The organism is Halomonas sp. RT37 (assembly GCF_040070525.1).
GTDB lineage: Bacteria > Pseudomonadota > Gammaproteobacteria > Pseudomonadales > Halomonadaceae > Halomonas > Halomonas litopenaei.
On record NZ_CP098827.1, the window covers coordinates 1,543,952 to 1,567,554 of the forward strand.

General features: G+C 65.1%; 5 protein-coding genes (1 of these 5 cut by a window edge). All 5 read left to right on the plus strand.

Annotated features, from left to right (window positions below):
* Positions 1-16,583 carry the 3' portion of an LEPR-XLL domain-containing protein gene (locus tag NFG58_RS06815; protein ID WP_348827839.1) on the plus strand. It extends 12,304 nt beyond the left edge of the window, so 16,583 of the gene's 28,887 nt are visible here — the last part of the coding sequence; its start codon lies beyond the left edge, outside the window; the stop codon is at positions 16,581-16,583.
* Between the two features lie 43 nt (positions 16,584-16,626).
* Positions 16,627-18,513 carry an efflux RND transporter periplasmic adaptor subunit gene (locus tag NFG58_RS06820; protein WP_348827840.1) on the plus strand — a complete coding sequence of 629 codons (1,887 nt, stop codon included), beginning with the start codon at positions 16,627-16,629 and terminating at the stop codon, positions 18,511-18,513.
* A gap of 3 nt (positions 18,514-18,516) precedes the next feature.
* Positions 18,517-20,679 (plus strand): peptidase M50, encoded by a 2,163-nt coding sequence (locus NFG58_RS06825; protein WP_287165798.1) that lies wholly within the window; start codon positions 18,517-18,519, stop codon positions 20,677-20,679.
* 4 nt (positions 20,680-20,683) lie between these two features.
* Positions 20,684-22,633 carry a DEAD/DEAH box helicase gene (locus NFG58_RS06830; RefSeq protein ID WP_348827841.1) on the plus strand — a complete coding sequence of 650 codons (1,950 nt, stop codon included), beginning with the start codon at positions 20,684-20,686 and terminating at the stop codon, positions 22,631-22,633.
* A 153-nt stretch (positions 22,634-22,786) separates the two neighbouring features.
* Complete coding sequence (locus NFG58_RS06835; RefSeq protein ID WP_052704557.1) at positions 22,787-23,545, plus strand: efflux RND transporter periplasmic adaptor subunit; 759 nt, start codon at positions 22,787-22,789, stop codon at positions 23,543-23,545.
* Positions 23,546-23,603: the final 58 nt, after the last annotated feature.

Consider the following 23,603-nt stretch of genomic DNA (forward strand, 5'->3'; position numbering starts at 1 on the left):
ACGGCGCGCGGATCTCGTTGTCTGACGCCCTGAGCATCAACGCCAGCCTGACGCCTGCGGTACAGATCAAGACCCTGGGGGTATCGGTGGCGGCGGGCGTCGGCATCGGCGTCTCGGTGGTCGAAGGAGAGCTCAAGGCCAAGGTGCTGGCGCGGGTCGGTACACCTGGCTCCAGCGCGGCCCATGATATCCGCATCACCGCCGGGTCCATGGACGTTGCCGCGTCCCTGAATACCCTGGCGAATGGCAACAGTCTGAGCGGTGAGGCCCTGGGTTCCGCCGGAGGGGCGCTGTTGGGCGTCGATGCGACCCTGGTGACGCTCAAGGACAGCACCGAGGTGGTGGCAGAGATCGCCGACACCTCCCTGGAGGACGGCAGCGGTAGCCTGCGCGAGAGCACCAATATTGCCATCGCCGGGCGGCTGGACGTCACCAGCGACCTGATCTCGCGCCTCTCTGGCAAGTCCAGCAGTATCGTCGGCGGCCTGGTGGCGGCGGGTGCCGCCAAGGTTACCGTCGATCAGCGCACCGTCAGTCGTGCGCGCATTGGCAGCGGCAATGGCATCCTCGCCGGAGACGCCAGCGTCCGTGCGAACGGGCAGCTGGAAGCGACCCTCGACGCCCTGGCTGGCAGTGGCGGTGTGGCCGCCGGCGCCGGCGCCGCCACCCACGTCACCCAGCATGCCACCACCGAAGCGCTGATCGGCGCCGCCGAACTGCTGCTGGTGAAGGCTGCCGGCAACAGCGGCCTGCTGACCGTGCACGCCGATCAGAGCTTCGACGTCGACGCCCGCATCATGAGTGTCTCCGGGGGCGTGTTCGCCGGAAGCGGCGCCGAGTCGCGCTACTGGATTACCGCCAATACCCTGGCCGAGGTCGGTGACAAGGCGCTGGTCAAGGCTGCGGCGATCGACGTATTCAGCGATACCCGGCTGGACAAGCAGCGTCTGGCAGGCACCGACGATGGCAATATCCGTGGGGTGGCCGGTGGTGCGGTGGCCGGCGCCGGCGCCTCCAGCGTCGCCCGTCTCGATCTGAATACCCGAGTGGTGGTCGGTGCGGGTGCGTACCTGCACACCAGTGACGGTGATCTGCGCCTGGCGGCGAAGAACCAGGTGGTGTTCAAGGAGAAGGTCAACCTGACCGCCGGCGGCCTGGCCTCCGGCGCCGGTATCACGGTGGACATCCTGACCACCAATCTGGCCGCCAGCGTCGAGATCAAGAGCAACGCCGAGCTGGTCAGCCAGGGCGAACTGCTGATGTCGGCCCGTGGCGGCGGCGACCTGGCGGCGACCCTGCTGATGGATACCTATGGCGCGGCCACCGTCGGGGTGGGCAGCGCCAAGGTGGTGGTGACTCCGGACAACAGGGTCACCGTGCGCGGTGGTGCCAAGGTGTCCGCGCTTGGCAATATCGATATCGTGGCCGGTGGCAGTGCCCAGGGCGAGCGTGATCGCTACGCGGTCAGCGCGGTGCTCGACAGCTTCGCCGGCAGCATCATTCCGATCGATGACCTCAACGCCCTGGCCAAGATGGACCAGACCAACCGCATCGAGGTGGCAAGCGGGGCCGAGGTCATCGGTGCGCGGGATATCCTGCTGTTTACCGAGCGCTTTGGCTTCAGCGACATGGAGGCGCGGGCCAAGGGCGTCAACTGGCTGTCGGCGGTGGGCAGTGCCATCGACGCAGCCCTCGGCAGCGGCGGCGCTCAACTGGTGGACGGCGATGTCGAAACCGACGCCGACGCCGACGTGATTATCGACGGCCGGGTGGAAACCGGCCTGGGGCGCCACAAGACGCTGGTGCTCGGGGTGATCGACGTAACGCAGGAACAGCAAGACATCGCGGATCTCAATTCGCGCATCAATGCCCTCGCAGAAGCGCTCAACAGCACCAGCCTGACCCCCGCCGAGCGCACCCAGAAAGAAGCCGAAATGGCAGCCCTCGAGGACCAGCTAGCGGCCAAGGTGGCCAATAGTGGCAACTATATCGTGGCCGAATCCGGCCATGACGATATTGGTTTCGCGGTGAGCGTCACTCCGGGTCAGAGCGGACTGGTCGACGAACTTCAACGCATTCGCGAGGCATACAACGTCTATCGCAACTCCGGCAATACCCGGCTGGTCGACTTCTACCAGGGCGAGATCGCGCGCCTCGAGCAGGCCCTGGTCGATGAAGGCTATGGCGAGAAGGTCAATGGCCAGCTGATCGTCAGTCGGGTGGACGAATTGACCATCACCCTGGATGACGTCTGGGCCCAGGCGGGGGCGGTCTACGTCTACGCCGACGACTTGAGCGGTGACGGCGTTGTCGAGGCGCCCACCGACGCCAGCATCACCATCCTCAACAAGGCGCCCTCGCGCATGGTACTGGGCGATATCGAGATTCCCCAGGTTACCGGTGGGCTCTATCTGAACCTGACCCAGGTGGCTTCCAGCGCCGAGATCGACGCCATCAACGCGAGCGTGAGCACCGGCTTGAAGGTGGAGGGAGACCCTGGCGCCCAGAATGGCCAGCCGCGCATCACCGTGGTCAACAGCTACGGTGTTGCCTTCAGCGAGGACGACGCCAACCAGAAGAAGATCCGCGACGTGCTGATGGGGGCGCTTGGCTACAGCGACGCGGAGTCGCTCTACGACCGACGAATCTTTGACACCGCTCCGCCCTCGAGCCTGGTGTTCGGCGGGCTGACCCGCAATATTTCCGGCGAGCTGATCGGCTACGCCAAGGGATCCATCTCGGTGGAAAACGAGATGCGCGCTGAAAGCATCCTGTTGAGCTCGCCGGGCGAGCTGACGATCAAGGGGCTGTCACAGTTCAACCCCGGGGGTAATGCGGATGCTGCCGCGGTGCGAGCCGATGGCGACGATGGCGCAGGGGCGCTGGACGCCGATGCGCTATCCGCGATCGCCAACAGCGCGAGCGCGAGTCCACAAGTGGAGGCGCGCAGCATCGTCATCGATGCCGAATATGTCAACTTGAACGGCTATATTCGTGCCGGCGTCGACGGCTACGACCTGACCATCGGCGCCGCCGATGCCCAGCGTATCGCCGACCACATCCGCAGCGGCTCCAGCGGTAACCTGACGCTGTCGGCGTCCTCCGGCGACGCCCTGGTGATCTTCAATGGCCATACTCGCCAGATAGAGGTCACCGGCCTTGCCATCAGCGGCGGCAAGCTGGATATCACCGGTCACATCGCCAATACCGGCAACGGCAAGCTTGAGGTGCTGGGGGGCTATGGTGCGATCAATATCACCAACAACACTTCCTACACCCTGGCGGTGGGGGATCTCGACGTCAGCCGTCATGGCGAGGGCTATCTACGGATCGCCGACAAGTACAAGGGCTCCAGTACCAATCCCCTGGTGACCGAGTATCGCTACGACTTCGCCGATCCTGGCAAGACCTACACCTATACGCCGGACAGTGATGTGCGCTACGGCTTCAGCGTGGTCCAGGACAGCTCCAAGCGGCGTTATGCTCAGACCGCCTCCAGCGCCTGGGCGGGAATCGACGCCTTTGCCGCCGACCCGGATACCCTGAACTGGGGCGAATCCGAGATATCGCCTGGGCGCCTGCAGGATTCGCTGTCCTACTTCTATACCAGCAGCGAGACCGGTTATCAGTACAACAAGAGCGAGGTCAACGCCAGCGAGTGGACCGATCCGCAGCTCGTCGACAAGTGGTCGACCAGCACCTGGTATGGCAAGAAGACCCACTACGCCAAGTTCGTCCAGGAACAGTCGAGTCAGATCCTGCACACCCACTCGGTGGCCGCCAACAAGTCGGTGGATCTCAGCTTCTTCGGCCAGGCTACGGGTTCGATCAATATCGATTCGGTGGGCGACGTGGTGGTGCTCGGGGATCTGGCCAACTATAACGGCGAGACACGCATCGACAGCGATGGCCAGATTCTTCACTACAATGACCCGACCCGTGATGTGCGGGTCTCCGGCGCCAGCGTGGTATTGCGCGCAGCGGACGGTATCGGTGATGGTTCGGCGTTGAAGCTCCTGTCCATCGAGGGCGCTGGCGGCGCTGCGGCGATGACCATGACGGTGGACGCCGTGACCGAGCGTGGTCCGCTGAATCTGGCGCACGAAAACGCTGACCTGATCGTGCTGCGCGCCCACAGCGGTTGGGGCGACGTCAGCCTGTCTGCCGAGGGCTCGCTCAAGGCGGGCAGTGCCCTTGGCGGTGTCCACGTCAAGGGCAACAACCTGAGTCTGGCGGCCGGCGATGCGATCGGCTCCTTGGCCGCACCCCTGACCCTGGCCCAGCACGCCGATGGCCGTCTCAATGCCGTGGCCGGTGGCGATATTGCCATCGATCAGCTCAGCGGGGTCCTGGGGATCGAACGGGTCGAAAGCCGCCTGGGCGATGTCTGGGTGCGTGCCGCGGGGGATCTGCTCGACCGCAATGACGCCGCCACGGTCGATGAGCGTACGGTCGAGCAATTGCGTGACGGCGTCTGGTCACAGCTCAATCTGGTCGGCAGCGCCGCCGAGCAGAAGATTCAGGACGCCCAGGACGACCTGGCAACCCGCAAGACCCAGGAGTACAACACCTACTGGAACTACCGCCAGGCAACCTCCGATGACTGGATCGGCGGCTTGGCCGATGGCACCAGCTACAGTGTGCTCAGCGTCGACAGCGGGGCCATCCTGCTCGGTCTTGTGCGTCAGATCAGCGATGGTAGCGGCGGCACCCTGGAAGTACGTGACGAGCTGCGCCTCAGCGCGCCGGACATCGTCGCCGGTGATGCCCGCGTCGAGCATCGTTTCTATCGGGCCGATGGCAGCTACTTCACCATCGACAGTCTGACCGACCTCAGCGCAGAAGGGTTGATCCTGGCCTCCGGGGCTGGCGTGGCCCAGGGCAACACCTTGACCTACCGTCGTGTGGCGTCCTACGCCAGCGATCAGGTGATCAGGCTGTCCCAGGCGGAGCGTGACGCCTATCGTCAGCGTTTCGCCGACCAGGGTCTCGACGACGCCCAGATCGAGGCTCGTCTCACGGGCATCGAGTCCGATCGCACCGATATCTACCACGAGCTGCATGACGTCTACGGCAGTGCGACCGAGTACCAGGACGCAAGCTACAGGGTGACCTTGAGCGCGGCAGAGAAGGAGCAGGTGCGCGGCAGCATCAAGGTGTGGACCGAGCAGGAGCTGCTGTCGCTGATCGGCGCGGGCCTGTTGCAGGAAACCACCGATACCCGCACCGAGATTCAGGAACCCAACGTGATTGCCGGGGGCGATATCTCCCTCATCGCCGGCGACAGCGTCGGTGTGGCCCGCGGACGCGAGCTGCTCGACATGTCAGGTGGGCTGACCGGGCTCTCCGACGAGCAGCGGGTACTGCTGTCCGCCGCCGAACGGGCCGATGTCACCTACCTCAAGCAGGCACCACATAGCGCCGTGGTGGACTTCCTTGATATCCAGCGCGACCAGGGCGTGACCACGGTCAAGCTGGTGCGCACCGACGGGCAGAGCTGGGATACCAGCGTGTTCAAGGTGGGCGAGGCCGTCGATCTTGCCGGCAAGTCGCTCAATGTGACCGAGAATGGACGCTACTACACCGTGACCGCGATAAGCGGCGGCACGCTGGAGCTGTCCACCGCGCTGGAGGTGGTCGGCGAGCTTGGTGCCCAGGTGGAGCTGGCAACGGTGTTGCTGGACCCCCAGACCCAGGTCAGTAGCGGTGAGCAGTTGATTCGCTACATCTCGATCAATCTGATCGATGACTTCGCCATCGAAAACGCAGGCGATACCTTTATCACCGCCGCCAACTCGGCCTACGTGGTGTCGGAGACCGATATTCGCCTGGCCAAGCTGGTGGCCGGACAGGACGCCAGGGTCAAGGTGTCCGGATCGATCCTGGCGGCCACGTCCTCCGGTGTCGATCTGGTCATACGCACCTCGGATCTGGTGCTGGAAGCGGCCAGCGGGCAGATCGGTTCCGGCGCCAGCGCACCGCTCAAGCTGGCCCTGACCGATGCCGCCACCCTGACCGCACGCGCTCAGGGCGATATCTCGCTGCACGAGATCGAAGGGGATCTGGCGATCTCGACCCTGTTCACCGAGCGCGGCGACCTGTGGCTGAAGGCCGCGGGCAGCATCATCGACGGGCTGAACCACGACCTGCTCAAGGTGCTGGCCAACAATATCACCCTGATCGCCGGCGACAGCGTGGGCCAGGCGACCAACGCCATCGAGCTGGCCACGCGCGGCGATGGTGTCGTCACCGTCGATGCCGGCGAAGACGTCTACCTGGCGGCGGTGGATGGCAATCTAAGGGTCGGCCATATCAAGGGGGGAGAGCGGGTCGAACTCAGCGCGCTCAACTCCATCATCGCGACCCATGCCGATGAATTCCGCGGCGACATCGAGGCGAAAACGCTGCAGCTCGAGACCGGCTTCGGCGGAGTCGGCGCCGCCGACCGCCTGCTGGCGCTGGTCACCGATGACACCGTGGGGCGCGTCGATATCGATAGCGCCGATTCCGTGTTCGTGCGCGAGGTGAAGGGTGATCTGCAGCTGGGAACCGTGCAGGCGGGGCCGGCGGGCTCCACCGATGCGCTGGCGTTCGTGTTCTCGCAGGGCGCCATCTACAGCGCCCTGGGTGCCAACGAGACGTTCAACCTGTTGACCGCCGGGGTACGTCTGATCGCGGTCAAGGACGTGGGCACCAAGAGCAAGGTGCTGACCTCCCGTATCGGCACTCTGGAAGGCCAGTCCCGCGACGGCAAGGTCTACCTCAACAACACCGGACATCTGACCATCCATGGTCTGGGACTGACGGCCACCGGCGATATCGAGATAACCGCCAACAGTCCGATCACGGTGACCGAGGATATCGTTTCGGCTGATGGCGATATCGTGCTGACGGCCAGGGAAAACACCTCTGACGCCAATGACAACGAAGACTACCTGCACATCGAGGCAGGGGTGACGCTGGATGCCGGTCGCGACATCCTGATGACCGCGGGCGACGATCTGCTGTTCAAGGCCAACGACATCATCGTGAAGGCCGCGCGCCATGTGGTGATGAAGGTCGACACGCCAGATGAAGACCAGCCCGCCTTCCGTGATACGCCGGAGGCCAAGGTCGAACTGCGTGGTGACTGGACGGTTGCCGGTGATATCACTCTGGAAGGGGGCGACAAGCGTCAGACGGTACTGATCGCGGCGGGTGCAAGCCTGAAGGCCGACAGCATGAGCGTGACGTTGGGGGCCGGCAATGATGCGCTGACCCAGCAGGGTAGCCTGGACATCACCCAGCAACTCAACATTGCCGGCGGCGATGGTGACAATCACGTCATTGTCGAGGGCGACGTCAAGGCGGTGAGCCTGAGAATCGACGGCAACGCAGGCGTCGACACCGTTACCTTCAACGGCACCCATCAGGCGGGCTCGCTGAGTCTGGCGCTGGGCGCCGGCGATAATGTGCTGAGCGTCAAAGACAGCCTGACGGTAACCAACGCCTTTGATGTGACGACCGAAGAGGGCGATGACCGCATCACCTTTGACGCCAGCATCCAGGCCGGCTCGCTCTCCATCGCCATGGGCGAGGGCGCCAACACCCTGGACGTGACCAAAGACCTCACCGTCGATGGTCTGGCCGAAGTCACCGCTGGATCGGGTGTGGACAGCGTCACCTTCAACGGCACCCACCAGGCGGACTCGCTGAGCCTGGCGCTGGGCGCCGGGAATAACGTCCTGACCGTCAACAACTCACTGGACGTGACCAACGCCTTCGATGTCACGACCGAAGAAGGCGATGACCGCTTCACCTTCGACGCCAGCATCCAGGCCGGCTCGCTCGCCATCGCCATGGGCGAGGGCGCCAATACCCTGGACGTGACCCAAGACCTTACCGTCGACGGTCTGGCCGAAGTCACCGCCGGCTCCGGCGTCGACACCGTTACCTTCAACGGCACCCATCAGGCCGGCGCGCTGAGCCTGGCGCTGGGCGCCGGCGATAACGTCCTGAGCGTCAACAACTCACTGGGCGTGACCGACGCCTTCGATGTGACGACCGGAGAGGGCGATGACCGCATCACCTTCGACGCCAGCGTCAAGGCCGGCTCGCTCGCCATCGCCATGGGCGAGGGCGCCAATACCCTGAACGTGACCCAAGACCTGACCGTCGATGGTCTGGCCGAAGTCACCGCCGGATCAGGTGTGGACAACGTCACCTTCGGCGGCACCCACCAGGCGGGGTCGCTGAGTCTGTCGCTGGGCGCCGGCGATAACGTGCTGTCCGTCAAAGACAGCCTGACGGTAACCAACGCCTTTGATGTCACGACCGGAGAGGACGATGACCGCATCACATTCGACGCCAGCATCCAGGCCGGCTCGCTGTCCATCGCCATGGGCGAGGGCGCCAATACCCTGAGCGTGACCAAGGACCTGACTGTCGATGGTCTGGCCGAAGTCACCGCTGGCGCTGGTGTGGACACCGTCACCTTTAACGGCACCCATCAGGCGGGCTCGCTGAGTCTGGCGCTGGGCGCCGGCGATAACGTGCTGAGCGTCAACAACTCACTGGACGTGACCGACGCCTTCGAGGTGGAGACCGAAGAAGGTGATGACCGCTTCACCTTCGATGGCAGCATCCAGGCAGGTTCTCTCTCCATCGCCATGGGCGATGGCGCCAACACCCTGGACGTGACTCGAGACCTCACCGTCACCGCAGCGGCCAGTGTCACCGCCGGCTCCGGCGTCGACACCGTCACCTTCAACGGCACCCACCAGGCGGGCTCGCTGAGTCTGTCGCTGGGCGCCGGGAATAACGTGCTGTCCGTCAACAACTCACTGGACGTGACCGACGCCTTCGATGTCACGACCGAAGAAGGCGATGACCGCTTCACCTTCGACGCCAGCATCCAGGCCGGCTCGCTTGCCATCGCCATGGGCGATGGCGCCAACACCCTGGACGTGACCCAAGACCTTACCGTCGACGGTCTGGCCGAAGTCACCGCCGGCTCCGGCGTCGACACCGTTACCTTCAACGGCACCCATCAGGCCGGCGCGCTGAGCCTGGCGCTGGGCGCCGGGAATAACGTGCTGTCCGTCAACAACTCACTGGGCGTGACCGACGCCTTCGATGTGACGACCGGAGAGGGCGATGACCGCATCACCTTCGACGCCAGCATCCAGGCCGGCTCGCTCTCCATCGCCATGGGCGATGGCGCCAACACCCTGGACGTGACTCGAGACCTTACCGTCGATGGTCTGGCCGAAGTCACCGCCGGATCGGGTGTGGACAGCGTCACCTTTAACGGCACCCATCAGGCGGACTCGCTGAGCCTGGCGCTGGGCGCCGGGAATAACGTGCTGTCCGTCAACAACTCACTGGGCGTGACCAACGCCTTCGATGTCACGACCAGAGAGGGCGATGACCGCATCACCTTCGACGCCAGCATCCAGGCCGGATCGCTGTCCCTCGCCATGGGCGAGGGTGCCAACACCCTGGGCGTGACTCGAGACCTTACCGTCGATGGTCTGGCCGAAGTCACCGCCGGATCGGGTGTGGACAGCGTCACCTTTAACGGCACCCATCAGGCGGACTCGCTGAGCCTGGCGCTGGGCGCCGGGAATAACGTGCTGTCCGTCAACAACTCACTGGGCGTGACCAACGCCTTCGATGTCACGACCAGAGAGGGCGATGACCGCATCACCTTCGACGCCAGCATCCAGGCCGGATCGCTGTCCATCGCCATGGGCGAGGGTGCCAACACCCTGGGCGTGACAGAAGACCTTACCGTCACCGCAGCGGCCAAGGTCACCTCTGGGGCTGGTACCGATACTGTTACCTTCAACGGCGATCACCGAGCCGACACCCTGCTGGTAGACAGCGGGGATGGCGACGATCTGGTGTCCTTCCTGGGCCAATGGCAGTTTGCCGACAGCCTGACGGTGGTGACCCGGGCGGGAGACGATCGTCTGCTCTTCGATGGCCGGCATCGCGCAGGGTCAATCGCCGTCGATCTGGGCGACGACAACGATATTCTGCATGTGCACGGCGATATCGCGGTGACCAACAACATGAGCTTCCGGGGTGGCAGCGGCAACGACGACATGCTGATCCATGCCGATACCCTGGTGGGCGCCATGCTGGTGGCCGGCGACGGCGGCAAGGACCGTCTGACCCTGGTGGAGCTCAATGATCGCCAGGCGCTGTTGACCCTGGATGGTGGATCCGGCAGCGACGAGCACCGGATTGTCACGCGCCAGGCGGATCAGGGCGACTACCGCATTCGCGTTCTCGACAGCGGTGCCAGCAATGCCGGAGCGGACACCCTGTTCATCGAAGGTCGTGGCTACGACAACTATGACGGCAGTATGGTCCGGGCCCAGACGACGGCGTCTACCACGGGCGATCTGTTCCTGGTCCGCGACAACTTCGTTGCGCGCCTGGCCGAGGCTGGCAGCGCCGTGGAGCGTATCGATGTGGTGGCCAGCATCAATGCCCGGGTGACCATCAATGGCCACGACGGCGCCGACCGCTTCGTGGTCGATGGCTCATCGACCGTGATGACGCTGGACGGAGGTCGCGGCGACGATCGCTTCGAGATTGGCCAGCAGTACGGCGAGCATCCGAACCCTGTAGGCACGGCCAGCGCGGGCGTCTACGCCTCGGGCGTCGTCGTGGGCGATGAGATCGCGGTGACCCAGGCCGGCGACGGCTTTGTCAGTCGAGGCAACGGCCAGGCAATGAGCGTGCTGGGGGGCCAGGGCAACGATCAGTATCAGGTCTACGCCACCCAGGCGCCTCTGGCACTTGATGGCGAAGACGGCTACGACAGTCTGAGTGCCTTCGGCAGCAGCGCCGACGACAACTTCGTGATCACCGCGGGTGCCGTGTTTGGCGCTGGGCTCAATCTGTCCCATGACGATCTCGAGCGTGTGCGCGTCGAGGCCGGAGCGGGAGACGATCGGATTCAGGTGCTGAGCACCCGCGAAAGCGTACTGACTGAGGTCATCGGTGGTCTCGGCAGTGACCAGATCCAGGTGGCGGGGGACGTCAGCGGCGAGGTGAAGGCGATTGACGCCAGGGGTGCCAGCAGCCTGGTGGGCCATGGCACGGTGTCCGCTGACGAGGCCTACGCAAATCTTCTGGCCGAGGCGCTGACGGTGCAGGTGGCTAGCCCCGAGCACGGTGCCATCCTGGTCGAGCAGCCCGGTGGGGCCACTCGTGTCGTGGAAGGCGGAGATGCAGCCTCCTACTGGCTGTCGACAAACCTGCCGGCTGCCGGTGTTGCCGATGGCAGCAGGGTGACGCTGACACTGTCTGCCAGCATGGCGTCGACTCAGGACCGTCACGCGGCGGGCGCAGCGTCGGCCGAGACGCTGCTTCTGTCACTCGACGCTTTGGGCGAGTTTACCCAGGCGATCACCGTGGACTTCGTGTTCACCGGGGGCAGCTGGTCACCGCGCCAACAGATCTTCGTCAAGGCGCCGACCGATGGTCTGGCCGAAGGGACTCGCCAGGTGGCGATCAGCTATCTGGCCCAGGTCGAGACGCCCTCGTCGTCTCCGTTGCCCCAGGCGTTGGCCTCGCTGCTGGATCAGCCCATCGCCGATACCGAGATCACGGTATTCGATGCGACGCGCGGAGATGTGGTGGTGTCCACGGCCCAGGATCGACTCCAGGTGATCGAAGGTGAGGGTGCGTCGGCTCAGGCCGGCAGCGTCGAAGTGCGCCTGTCGGTGGCGCCCCAGGCCGGTGAGGTGATCACGGTCAGCGTGGATCTGTCGGCCTTCGGCGGTCGTCTGGTGGCAAAGCACGGCGCCACCCTGAGCTTCGATGCCTCCAACTGGGACAAGCCCCAGACGCTGGTGCTGGAGGCGCTCGGCAACACCGACATCGAAGACCGGATCGACGCCCAGCTGGGCTTCGATATCTTCAGCAATCTGGGGCAGGCCAGCTCGTTTGCCGATCGCGCCACGAGCAAGGTCGACGTCAGCGTCCACGACGATGACAGCGCTGGGCTGGTGGTGGAGCAGTCGGATGGCGGAACCCGCGTCTCGACCCTGGGCGGCAGCGACAGCTACACCCTGAGGCTGACCAAGGCGCCGAGCGCTGAGGTCAGGGTCCAACTCAATAGCGATGGCCAGACCGAGTTCCCCTTGGGTGGGCGCATCGTGCTGGATACCCTGTTCGACGGTGAGCGCAGCGTGACGGTGCTGGCCGCGCAGGGAGCCGGGGCGATTCTGGTCCTGGAAGGTGGCGACTGGGCATCGCTGGGGGCCCAGACCGGGCGCTACCTGAGCCTGGAAGATGGCTCGGGATCGAGCATTGCCGGGCGTCTGCGGATCAACCACATCGATGCCCAGGGAAGGCTGCACCTGATGTCCGACGATACCCTGGGAAGCTGGGTCGGTGACAGCCTGACGCTGACCTCCGTCACCACCCCTGCGGTGGTGTTCGACGCCAGCAACTGGGCCGACAAGGTGGCCGTCGAGGTGGTGGCGGAGACCCGCTATCGGGCTCCGGTCGAGGCGGGCATGCAGTTTGTCACCGAACGGCGTCTGTCCGGCATTCAGGGACCGCTGATCGTCGAAGGGGGCACTGTCGCCGATACGCCGGTGCCGTCTGTGCCGCTGATGCTGCCTTCTGAAGGTGTCAGCGCGCTGGCCGCCGTGACTTCCGGCACCGCGCATGAGGATAGCGATAGCCTGGTGCTGCACGTGGATGCCAGCGTGGCCGACCTGTCTGGTGTCATTGGTGCCGAGCGGGTCAGCGGGCTCGGCATGGGTGAAGGTGTGCTGTCCCAGGACAATGGTGTGGGCGGTACCATCGATACCGAGCGAGGGGTTCATTTCCACGGTGTCGAGGTCTTCGAGGCGCTGATGGGGGCAGGCGATGATCAGCTTGCCATCGATGCCGATCCGGTGGCCTTCGACGGCGACTGGCAGGCACAGACGGTGGCGGGTGTTTCCCAGCTGAATCGTAGTGCCGGCAGCTGGTACGCCGATGGCTTCCGCGCTGGTGACAGCGTACTGGTCGGCGAACAGCGTCTGTTGATTCGCGACATCACCAGCGCCGGGGCGCTGGTGCTCGACGGAGTGGTGAGTGCCAGCAGTGGCCGTGTGATTCGTGAAATGCCGCTCAGTGTGGTCCACGGTGGCGGCGGTGATGACCACATCCGGGTGAGCGGTGGCTATCAGTGGCAGATGCCGCTGGTGGTGTTCGGCGATACCTCTCGCAGTGGCGAGCGCTACAGCGCCGTCGGCGGCCGGCCGACGCTGCTGGCTCAGCCGTTCCTGGAGGCCGGTGATAATCTGCTGGACGCCAGTCAGGCCATCGGTGGCGTGGTGCTGGTGGGTGGCGCCGGCGCGGATACGCTGATTGGCGGCCTCGGTGATGACCAGCTGTTTGGTGGATCCGGCGATGACCGTCTGAGTGATGAAAAGGGCGGTAACAACCATCTGTACGGCGATGGTGGCATCGACGTGGATGTTTCCCGACGCCTCAGCCAGGCCGATACGGTGATGACGGTGCATGCCAGCGCCGCAGCGATTGCCCATCCGACCGGAGATAGCCTCACAGCCGGTGATGACGTGCTGAGTACTGGAGGAGGCAACGACATCCTGCTGGGGGACCACGGCGTGATCCAGCTGGAGGCTCGCCCCGGAGAGGCGGGCCTGCGACTGCTCGATAGTCAGCGGGTGATCGCGGTGGAAGGCGTCGACATGGCGTCGGGCGGCGATGACAGCTTGAGCGTCAGCGGCGGCGACAACCTGTTGATCGGTGGCAGTGGCAACGACGTCCTGAGCGGAGGCGGCGCTTCCGACTGGCTGATCGGTGACAACGCCAAGGTTACCTTGAAGGTGGTGAACGATCTGTCCAGTGGTGCCACGCTGGTGCTCAAGGACAGTATCCACGACGGAGGCGACCGACTGTTCGGCGGCGAGGGCAATGACTTGCTGCTGGGGGGTGGCGGGTCTGACGTGCTTTACGGTGGCAGCTTGACCAGCGGCGGTCGCAGCGGTGATGACCTGCTGGTGGGCGACTACGCCCGGCTGGACGTGGTGGGTACCCAGGTACGTGAACTGGTCACGCTGCCAAGCGCCAATGGGGCAGCAGATCGTCTTGACGGTGGTGATGGTCGCAACGTCCTGATCGGCGGAGAAGGCAGTGATAGCCTCAGCACCGGTGGCAATGACCGCGTGACTGCCGCCTCGCCTGAGCGCAGTGCCAGCGTGGCGATCGGTGACCATGGTCTGCTTGAGTGGAACGCCGCGGGTGTCCTGGTCAACGCGACCTCCCGCCTGGCGTCCGATACTGCCGCCAGCGAGACGGCGGCTATGCTGAATACCCGCGGCGGGGACGACAGCATTCGCTTGAGCGGTGGCCACTCCGTGGTCATCGGTGGAGTGGGCAGTGACCTGATCGAGATCGTCAAGGCTGGCGACGGGGCGCGCCATGTGGTGCTGGCGGATCGCGGCACCCTGAGCTGGAGCGACGTCGGCGTTCTGGTCAACGGCGATAGTCTGACGCCCAACGTCGGCGGCGCCGATCGTGTGGCTGTCGAGTCGGGTTCGGTCACCGCTGTGGGCGGTGCCGGTGCGGACACCATCGAGATCAGCGCAGCATCGGTCGACGCCCGTCACCTGCTGTTTGGCGATAACGGTTCTCTGCGCCAGAGTGCCAGCGGAGTGTTGTTGAGCGCCGCCTCCAGTGCGACTGCCATCGGCGGCGACGACACCCTCGAGGTGAATGCCGGTTCGGTCACGGCCATCGGCGGCGCTGGCGATGATCGGATTTCGATCACCGCCGCCTCGGCCACCAGTCGTCACCAGTTGATCGGTGACAATGGGCGACTCCAGTGGGACGACACCTCGGTGTTGAGGACGATGACCAGTACCGCATCGGCGGTGGCGGGACAGGATCGCATCGGCGTCAATGCCGGTCGCAATGAGATCGTCGGTGGTGCGGGCAGCGATGCCATCACCACGGGTGATCAGACCAGCACGGTGCTTGCCGACCTCGGTCGCCTGGAGTGGAACGCAGCGGGACATCTGGTGAGCGCGCGTTCGTTGGCGCACGGTCACGGCGCGGCGGATAGCGTCAGTGTCGGCAGCGGCGGCAACCTGGTGATCGGCGCCGAAGGCGACGATGTCATCACCTCCGCCGCTGGTGCTGACAAGGTAGCGGGTGATCACGCCGAGGTACTGTTCGACGCCAATGGCGTGGTGACGTCCTTTGCGTCCCTTCATTTCGCCATCGGCGGGATAGATACCATCACTACCGGCAAAGGTGATGACTGGATCATCGGCGGGTTTGGTGGTGAACGCATCAGTGCCCTTGGCGGCGACAACGTGGTCATTGGGGACAATGGGTCGATCACCGCACAAGATGGTGTTCGCCAGGAGGTGAAGAGCCTCGATCGGCGCCAGGGCACCGGTGGGGATGACGTCATCCTGCTGGGAGTGGGCCGGGATCAGGCGATTGGCGGTGTCGGCGCCGATACCCTTGTCAACGCCGGCGGCGAGACCGTGGCCATCGCCGATGACGGCCGCATTCTCAGTGATACCACCGGCCGTTACCGCCTGGCGGAAACCGGCAATATTGCCCTGCGCAGCGACAATCACCTGATTGGCGGCATCGATCGCGATGTGCTGCTGGGTGGCGGCGGCCAGGACACGCTCGAGGGCGGTGCCGGTAACGATATTCTGATGGGCGATTTCGCTCGGGTGACTCGCGTGCCAGGGCTGATCACCATCGAGACCATCGACAACTTCGAAGGTAGCGACGACGTCATCCTGACCGGACTGGGCCACGATGTGGCGATGGGCGGCGCCGGCTTCGACGGCTTCGGTGGTGACTACGGCTTCGACATCCTGATCGGCGAATATGGCCGAGTACGGTTGAGTGTGGCCTCTGCCGGTTCGACGAGTGTGCCGGAGGTCGAGCGTGTCACCTCCATCGTGACCCTGGCTCAGGGCAAGCTGGATCTGGTGCGCGGTGCGCAGCAGAACCTCTACCGTGAGCAGGAGCCAGGCGGCCGCCTGGCCGCCTGGAGCTGGATGGATCGCACCGCGTTCGCCCTGGGCGAGGCGATGGTCTCGAACAACCGCCCGGCAGCGGTGGCTCCGAGCCAGGGACTCGAGGATCTACGTGGTGTTGTCGCTGGTTGGGCGGCCCACCATGACAGTCGCGGTGGCATCATCAGCGGCTTGCCGCTGTTCGCCGCTCCCCCGGCTGCCGGCAGCGTGCCAACGGCGCCAGACGCTGCGGAGGGTAGTGAGTCGCTCGAGGCGGTACCGTCGGTCGATGACGCAACCCTGGACCAGTCGCCACAGGCGGCAGGCTCACCGGCGTCGACCGAGGTATCGCCCAAGGTGTCGAGCGAGGCAGATGCGTCCGTTCCTGCCGAACAGCAAGGTGCCATGGGCAGTTCGGCACTGGGTGGCCTGGCAGCGGCGCTGGCCGGCGCTGGCTGGGGTGTCGCCCGAGCCATGACGTCGTCCACCGACCACACCGATAGACTCAAGACGCTTCGACGTGAACAGGCCGCCGAGCAATGGCGTCGGCTGCGCAAGGATGACGATGAGGAGACGTCTTGATTGACACCTTGATGAGGGGCCTGAACGGGCCAGCGGGAGCGGTATGCTGCTAGACGAGGCAAGGGGCGACGTTGAAGCGTCCATGCGTGAACGGATGCAGCACTGGCTGTCCCGGCACTGTGAGCGCAGCGGCGCTGTCGACGAGGTGCGGCTGGTCGAGGGATTGGTGGCGTGGCGTGGGCGATCCGGCATCGAGCCAGTGGCGCTGTGGACGGGCTTCAGCGAGGGCGAAGGCGTTGGCGAGGCACTGCTGGCGCTGGCAAGTGAGGTCGCCGAGGTTGCCAGTGGCATGGTCAGCCAACTGGATGAGGCGCACCTGGGCATCGGCTATCCGGTGAGCATGGATGGCGAGGTGGCAGGCGCGGTAGCGCTGAGCCTGGCGATTCCGCCTGGCCTGCGCGACACCTCCGACGACGGTGTGGCGCGGGCACGTCAGTCCCTGGTGCCACTGATGCAGCGACTCGAGGAAGGTGTCGCTGCGCTGGAACGGGACCTGATGAGTGAGCGGCAAGAAGACATGCTGCGACACCAGGCGGTACTCGGGGACCGCCTGTCCCTGCTGGCCGGCGTGCTGTCGGAGGCTACCTTCGCCGCAGCCTCGGCACAGCTGGTGACCCGTCTGGCCGAGCAGTTCGGTGCCGAACGCGTAAGCCTCGGCTGGCGCCGCGGTGCCAGTTGTCGCGTTCTGCAGATTTCCCACAGCGCCCAGTTCAATCGCAAGATGAATCGAGTGAAGGCCACGGCGGCGGCCATGGATGAGGCGCTCGACCAGTTGGCCAGCGTGGCCTGTCCTCCCGTGGAAGGTGCGGCAGGGCGGCACGATGGCGGTGTCCAGCTGGCCCATCAGGAGCTGGTCACCCTCGGCGGTGTTCCTTCGGTGGTCAGCGTACCCTGCCTCGACGATGGGGTGGCGCGTGGCGCCGTGACCCTGGAACGCGATCGACCCTTTACCCTCGACGAGATCGAGGCGCTGGAGAGTCTGCTGGCGCTATGCACCCGTGCGATGGAGGAAAAAAGGCGCAACGACCGGCCGCTGGTGGTCAAGGCGCTGGCATCGGCTGGGGAGCAACTGGGGCGCCTGCTTGGACCGGGACATCTCGGGCTCAAGCTGGCGGTGCTGGCGCTGGTGGCTCTGCTGGTCGCCTCCACCCTGATCACCACGGTGGACGAGGTGGCGGCGGAGGTGACCGTCGAAAGTCGTGTGCAGCGGGTGATCTCGGCGCCGTTCCGGGGGTATCTCGAGGCAACCAGCGTGCGAGCCGGTGATCGTGTCGAGCGCGGGCAGGTGCTGGCGAGCATGGAAACCCGGGAGCTGCTGCTGGAACGGCTGCAATGGCAGAGCGAAATCGCCAAGCTGTCACGCCAGGAGCAGGAGTCCCGCGCGCGTGGTGATCGCGCCGGGCTCAACGTGCTGGCGGCTCAGCGAGAGCAGGCCGAGGCGCGGGTTGCGCTGGTCGAGTCCAGGCTCAATCGGGCCACCCTGGTCGCGCCCTTCGATGGGGTGGTGGTCAGTGGCGACCTGACCCAGCGACTGGGCGCGGTGACCGAGCAGGGCGAGGAGCTGTTTCGCGTCTCTCCGCTGGACGGGTTTCGCCTGGACCTGGCCGTGCCCGAGGGCCGTATCGATGATCTGGCGCCGACCCAGCATGGCTCGATGGTGCTGGCCTCGATGACCGGCAAGCGTTGGCCGCTGGTGGTCGAGCGGATCACACCCCGGAGCACCAGCGGTGAAGGTCAGACCCGCTTTATCGTCGAGGCTCGCCTGGAGATGAACGCCGGCGAGGTTGACCCCCGGCAGGTGGAACGCTTGCTGCGCCCAGGGGTGTCGGGTATTGCGCGGGTCGAGGTCGGCGAAGGTCCGCTGATCGAGATCTGGACCCGCGGGCTGCGAGACTGGCTCAAGCTGACGCTGTGGCGCTGGTGGGGGTGAATCATGACCACTGCACTGTTCAGCCAGCACTGGCACCGAGTCGCCGATCTACGCCTGCGCCTGCGCCGGCATGCGCGTTTGTCACGCCACGAGTATCGCGGCGAGCCGTGGTACGTGCTGCACGATTCCCTGACTGGACAGGTGCATCGTTTTACGCCGGAGTCCTATCAGATCATCGGGCGACTCGATGGACGACGCACCCTCGACGACATCTGGCATCAGGTCAGCCGGTCGTTGGGCGAAGCCATGCCGACACAGCAGGAACTGGTCACCCTGATCGGTCGCTTGCATCGTGCCAATCTGCTTTCGGGGCACGAAGACATCAATATCGAGGAACTGTCACGGCGTCAGACGCGGCAGCGTCGCAGCAAGTGGCTGCAGCTGATCAAGTCGCCGCTGGGCATCCGCATCCCGCTGCTGGATCCGGAGCGCTTCGTCGCCGCGAGCTACCCGCTGGTAAGACCGCTGCTGGGCCCGCTGGGCGCGGTGCTGTGGCTGGCGACCGTGGTGCTGGCGCTGGTGGTCGCAGGCATCCACTGGACGCAGCTGAGCGACAACCTGGCCGATCGGGTGCTGGGGGTCGACAATCTGTTGCTGATGGCACTGGTCTACCCGTTGATCAAGACCCTGCACGAACTGGGGCACGCCTGGGCCACCCGCGACGCGGGCGGCGAGGTCCACGAGATCGGGGTGATGCTGCTGGTCTTTTTCCCGGTACCCTACGTCGACGCCAGCGCCGCTGCGGCCTGCCCGGACAAGGGCAAGCGCATGCTGGTCGGGGCCGCCGGGGTGCTGGTCGAACTCTGGCTGGCGGCGGCGGCCATGCTGGTGTGGGCCATGGCCGAGCCTGGCGTTGTTCGCTCGCTGGCCTTCAACGTCATGTTGATCGGCGGTGTCTCGACCCTGATGTTCAACGGCAACCCGCTGCTGCGCTTCGACGCCTACTACGTGCTGGCCGACTACCTGGAAATTCCGAATCTGTTTTCCCGCGCCAACCAGCAGCTCACCTACGTGGTCAAGCGCTACCTGCTGGGACGTCGCGATGTCAGCGGTCAGGCCGGTTCGCTCAAGGAGGCCTGGTGGCTGGTGGCCTATGCAGTGCTGTCCTTCGTCTACCGACTGATCATCATGGTGGTCATCGCCACCTTCGTCGCCACCCAGTACCTGTTCATCGGTATCCTGCTGGCGCTGTGGTCGGTGACCATGACGCTGCTGTTGCCCCTGTTCAAGCTGTTGAAGGCCATGTCCGTGGATAGCCAACTCGAAGGTTCTCGCACTCGCGCCTGGAGCTGGTTGCTCGGCGGTCTGGCGTTGCTGCTGGCGGGCCTGCTGCTGGTGCCCGCGCCTCACGCCACCACCCTCAAGGGGGTGATCGATTCTGCCGAGCCCGCGCGCCTGCGGTCCGGTGTCAGCGGTGAGCTGGTCGAACTGATGGCGATACAAGGGCAGCCACTTCGTACCGGCGACCCGATTGCCCGTATCGCGGCACCGGAACTCGACGCCGAGGTGAGGCTGCTCGAGGCCAGGGCACGGGAAATTCAGCAGCAGCAGCAGGCCGACATTCGCGACCCGCAGGCGCTGTCGGTGCTGGCGGAGACTCAGCGCCTGGTCGATGGTCAGCTGGTCGATGCCAGGCGCAGAGCGGCGGCGACATTGCTGACGAGCCCCCACGATGGACGCTGGATGATGCCCGAAGGGGCGCCCCTCCTGGGTAGCCATGTTCGCCGCGGCCAGGCCCTAGGGGTGCTGGTCAAATCCGGTGACCTGCGAGTGCGGACGCTGGTGCCGACCCACCAGGCGGAACTCGTGCGCGACGACCGGCGCAGCGTCAGCGTGCGTAGCGGCGGTGATGCGAAGGCCGTCGCCTCGCATCTGCTGCGGTTGTCCCCTGGCGCCAGTCATGAGGTGCCGAGCCTGAGTCTCACCCAGAAGGGCGGAGGCGATGTCGCCCTGGACCCCACGGCGGCGTCGGGGGAAGGCGAGCCGCTGAGGGCCTTTCGTCGGCATCATCTGGCGGACTTCAGCGCCACCGGCCTGATCGAGAGCGCTGCAAGGGTGCGCCTGGGTCAAGGTGTCCAGGTGCGTATCGAGCACACACCGGAGCCGATTGGATTCCGCATGTGGCGGCAGGTCCGGCGTTCCTTCCTGCGCCTGTTCGAGCGCTGAGTCGATGCTGACACGAGTTCCCGCAGACGTCATCAGCCGCGCCGAGCGCCCGGTGTCAGCACCTGGTGCACTGGAACGGGCCTGGCACGGGGTGAGGGCAAGCCTCGGCGGGCCCTCCTCGGTCAGACGATGGGTCTTGCGTTGCCGTCTTCCCGTCATTCACTGGCATGCGCGGCAGCTGTCACGACTCGACGACACCGCGCTCGATGCGCAGGCTGGCCTTCTGCGCCAGGCGTTGCGCCGTCGCGGCGTGGTTGGGTGGCTATGGCCACGTGCCTTCGCCCTGGTCAGGGAAGTGGCACGACGTGAATTGGGCATGGCACACCACGACGTGCAGCTGTTGGGGGGCATGGTCCTGCTGAAGGGTCAGGTAGCGGAAATGCAGACCGGCGAGGGCAAGACCCTGACGGCCACTCTGCCGGCTGCTACCGCCGCCCTGGCCGGCATCCCGGTGCACATCATCACGGTCAACGACTACCTGGCGTCAAGGGACGCCGACAAGATGGGCCCCGTCTACGCTCGCCTGGGTCTCTCGGTGGCCTCGGTGGTCCACGGCATGACGCCCGCCGAAAGGCGCAGGGCCTACTCGGCGGATGTGGTCTACTGCACCAACAAGGAACTGGTATTCGACTACCTGCGGGACACCCAGGAACTGGGCACCAGGCGTCACCCCTTGAGCGCCCACGCTGCACGACTGCAGGGGCGTCTCACCAGCCACAGGCTGCTGCTCAGAGGGCTGCACTTCGCCATCGTCGACGAGGCCGACAGCGTGCTGATGGACGAGGCGCGGACTCCCTTGATCCTGTCAGGCCCCGCCGGCGAGGGTGCACTGGATATTGCACTTGTCGATGAGGCCATCGCCATGGCGAAGCGCTTTGTCGAGGACGAGCACTTCGTGCGGGAACAGGGGCAGCTGTTGTTGACCGACAGCGGCAAGCGTTACCTGGAATCGCAGGTCGAACGACTGTCCCGCCAGGCGATGGCCGGACACTGGCAGGGACGTTCCCGTCAGCAGTGGTTGATCCAGCAGGCTCTGCTGGCGCAGCACCACTTTCAACGTGACGTCCACTACCTGGTACGGGATGGCAAGGTGCTGATCATTGACGAGCACACCGGCCGGGTGATGGAGGATCGGCGCTGGGAAAAGGGGCTGCAGCAGATGATCGAGCGCCGCGAAGGGTGCGAGCCCAGCGATCCCAACATTACCCTGGCGCGTCTGACCTACCAGCGTTTCTTTCGCCGCTATCGCCACCTGTCGGGTATGACCGGTACGGCCAGGGAGGTGCGGCGCGAACTCTGGACTACCTACCGTCAGAGGGTGGTGACGGTGCCCCCCCATAGGCCTGGCCTGCGTCGTCTCGGCAAGGTGATGCGTTGCGACACGAAGGCGGCCAAGTGGGAATGGATCTGCCAACGTCTTCCTTCTCTCGTCGCGCAAGGGCGTGCTGTGCTGGTGACCACCGTCAGCCTCGCTGATGCCGAAGCGCTTTCGGCGAGACTCAAGGCCAACGACATTGCACACCGAGTACTGAGCGCTCGCCAGGACGCCGACGAAGCTGCGGTCGTCGCCGCAGCCGGGGTGCCAGGGGCGGTCACCCTTGCCACCAGCATGGCAGGACGCGGGACCGATATTCCGCTTGATCCGGTGACTCGTGGTGCGGGCGGCCTGCACGTGATCCTGGCGGGCCATCACGACGCTGCGCGGATAGATCGTCAGATCATGGGGCGCTGCGCTCGCCAGGGCGATCCGGGCAGCGTCGAGTGGGTGCTGTCCGAAGAGGATGAATTGCTGACGGAACTGGATGGCTGGCAACGCCGTCTTGGAAGGCTTGCCACACGACTGCGCCGCGCGCAGCAGACCAGGGAGCGTCGCCACGCCCGGGAGCGGGCACGTTTGCTCGAAGCCGACTGGCGTGAAGATGACCAACTGGGTTTCAGCGGAAGAGGGGAGTAGCGTGGCGCGGAAGTGGCATGGCGCGGAAAGAGGCGCGTTCATTTCTTTCATTCGCTCTATGGTTTTTCCCACTGGCAGATCTGTATGGCCATGGTCTGCGCTGATAGCCGATCGTTGTTTAACCCTTGTCTCCGTCATGGAAAGGAAGTGCGCATGAAAGCAGCGAGATCACTGATCGTCGCCCTGGGATGCATCGCCGCGCCGGCACTGGCGCAGGACACGGATCTGCAAGAACCGGGATTTGGTGAAATAAGCTGCCTGGTGGAGCCAGGTCGCCAGGCTGCTCTGTCGAGCCAGGTGCCGGGCGTCATCGAGCGAATCGACGTACAAGCGGGCGTGCGGGTGGCGGCTGGCGATCCGCTGTTTTCGCTGATGCGGGATGTCGAATCCGCCAGTGTCGAACTGGAGCGTTCTCGCGCCGCCTATGCGTCACGACGCATGCAGCGAAACCAGCGAATGATCGAGCGCAATATGCTCAGCGAGAGCGAACGTGACGAGATCGATACCGAGCTTCGCCTGGCCCGCCTGCAGGTCAATCTCGCCAATGCACGTCTGCAACAGCTCACGACGCGTGCTCCCTTCGATGGGTGGGTGAGCGAACGCCTGGCGGAGGAGGGTGAATTCGTTGACGCCACGCCGGTGCTTGAACTGGTTCAGCTCGATCCGCTACGCATCGAGGCCGCTTTGCCGCTGGCCGCTTACGGAAGAATCGCTGCAGGAGATGTCATCGAGGTAACGCTATCGAGCCCGGTGGGGCAACGCTATTCAGCGGAGGTCATCCATGTGGACCCGGTGATCGACGCTTCGAGCGGGACCTTCGCCTTGGCCATGCGGCTTGCCAATCCAGATGAGCAGATTCCTGCAGGGATCGCCTGTGAGCTCGGCGGCATCGTGGAAGGCGGCGACGCCTAGGCCAATTCGACACGTCAGTGGATGCTCCATGACGAGCCAGGTAAGCAGGGAAAGCCCC

Bases quoted from the DNA above. Each gene is read 5' to 3' on its own strand.
- NFG58_RS06830 (WP_348827841.1), top strand. From the start codon at position 20,684: ATGCTGACACGAGTTCCCGCAGACGTCATCAGCCGCGCCGAGCGCCCG.
- NFG58_RS06825 (WP_287165798.1), top strand. From the start codon at position 18,517: ATGACCACTGCACTGTTCAGCCAGCACTGGCACCGAGTCGCCGATCTA.
- NFG58_RS06835 (WP_052704557.1), top strand. From the start codon at position 22,787: ATGAAAGCAGCGAGATCACTGATCGTCGCCCTGGGATGCATCGCCGCG.
- NFG58_RS06820 (WP_348827840.1), top strand. From the start codon at position 16,627: ATGCTGCTAGACGAGGCAAGGGGCGACGTTGAAGCGTCCATGCGTGAA.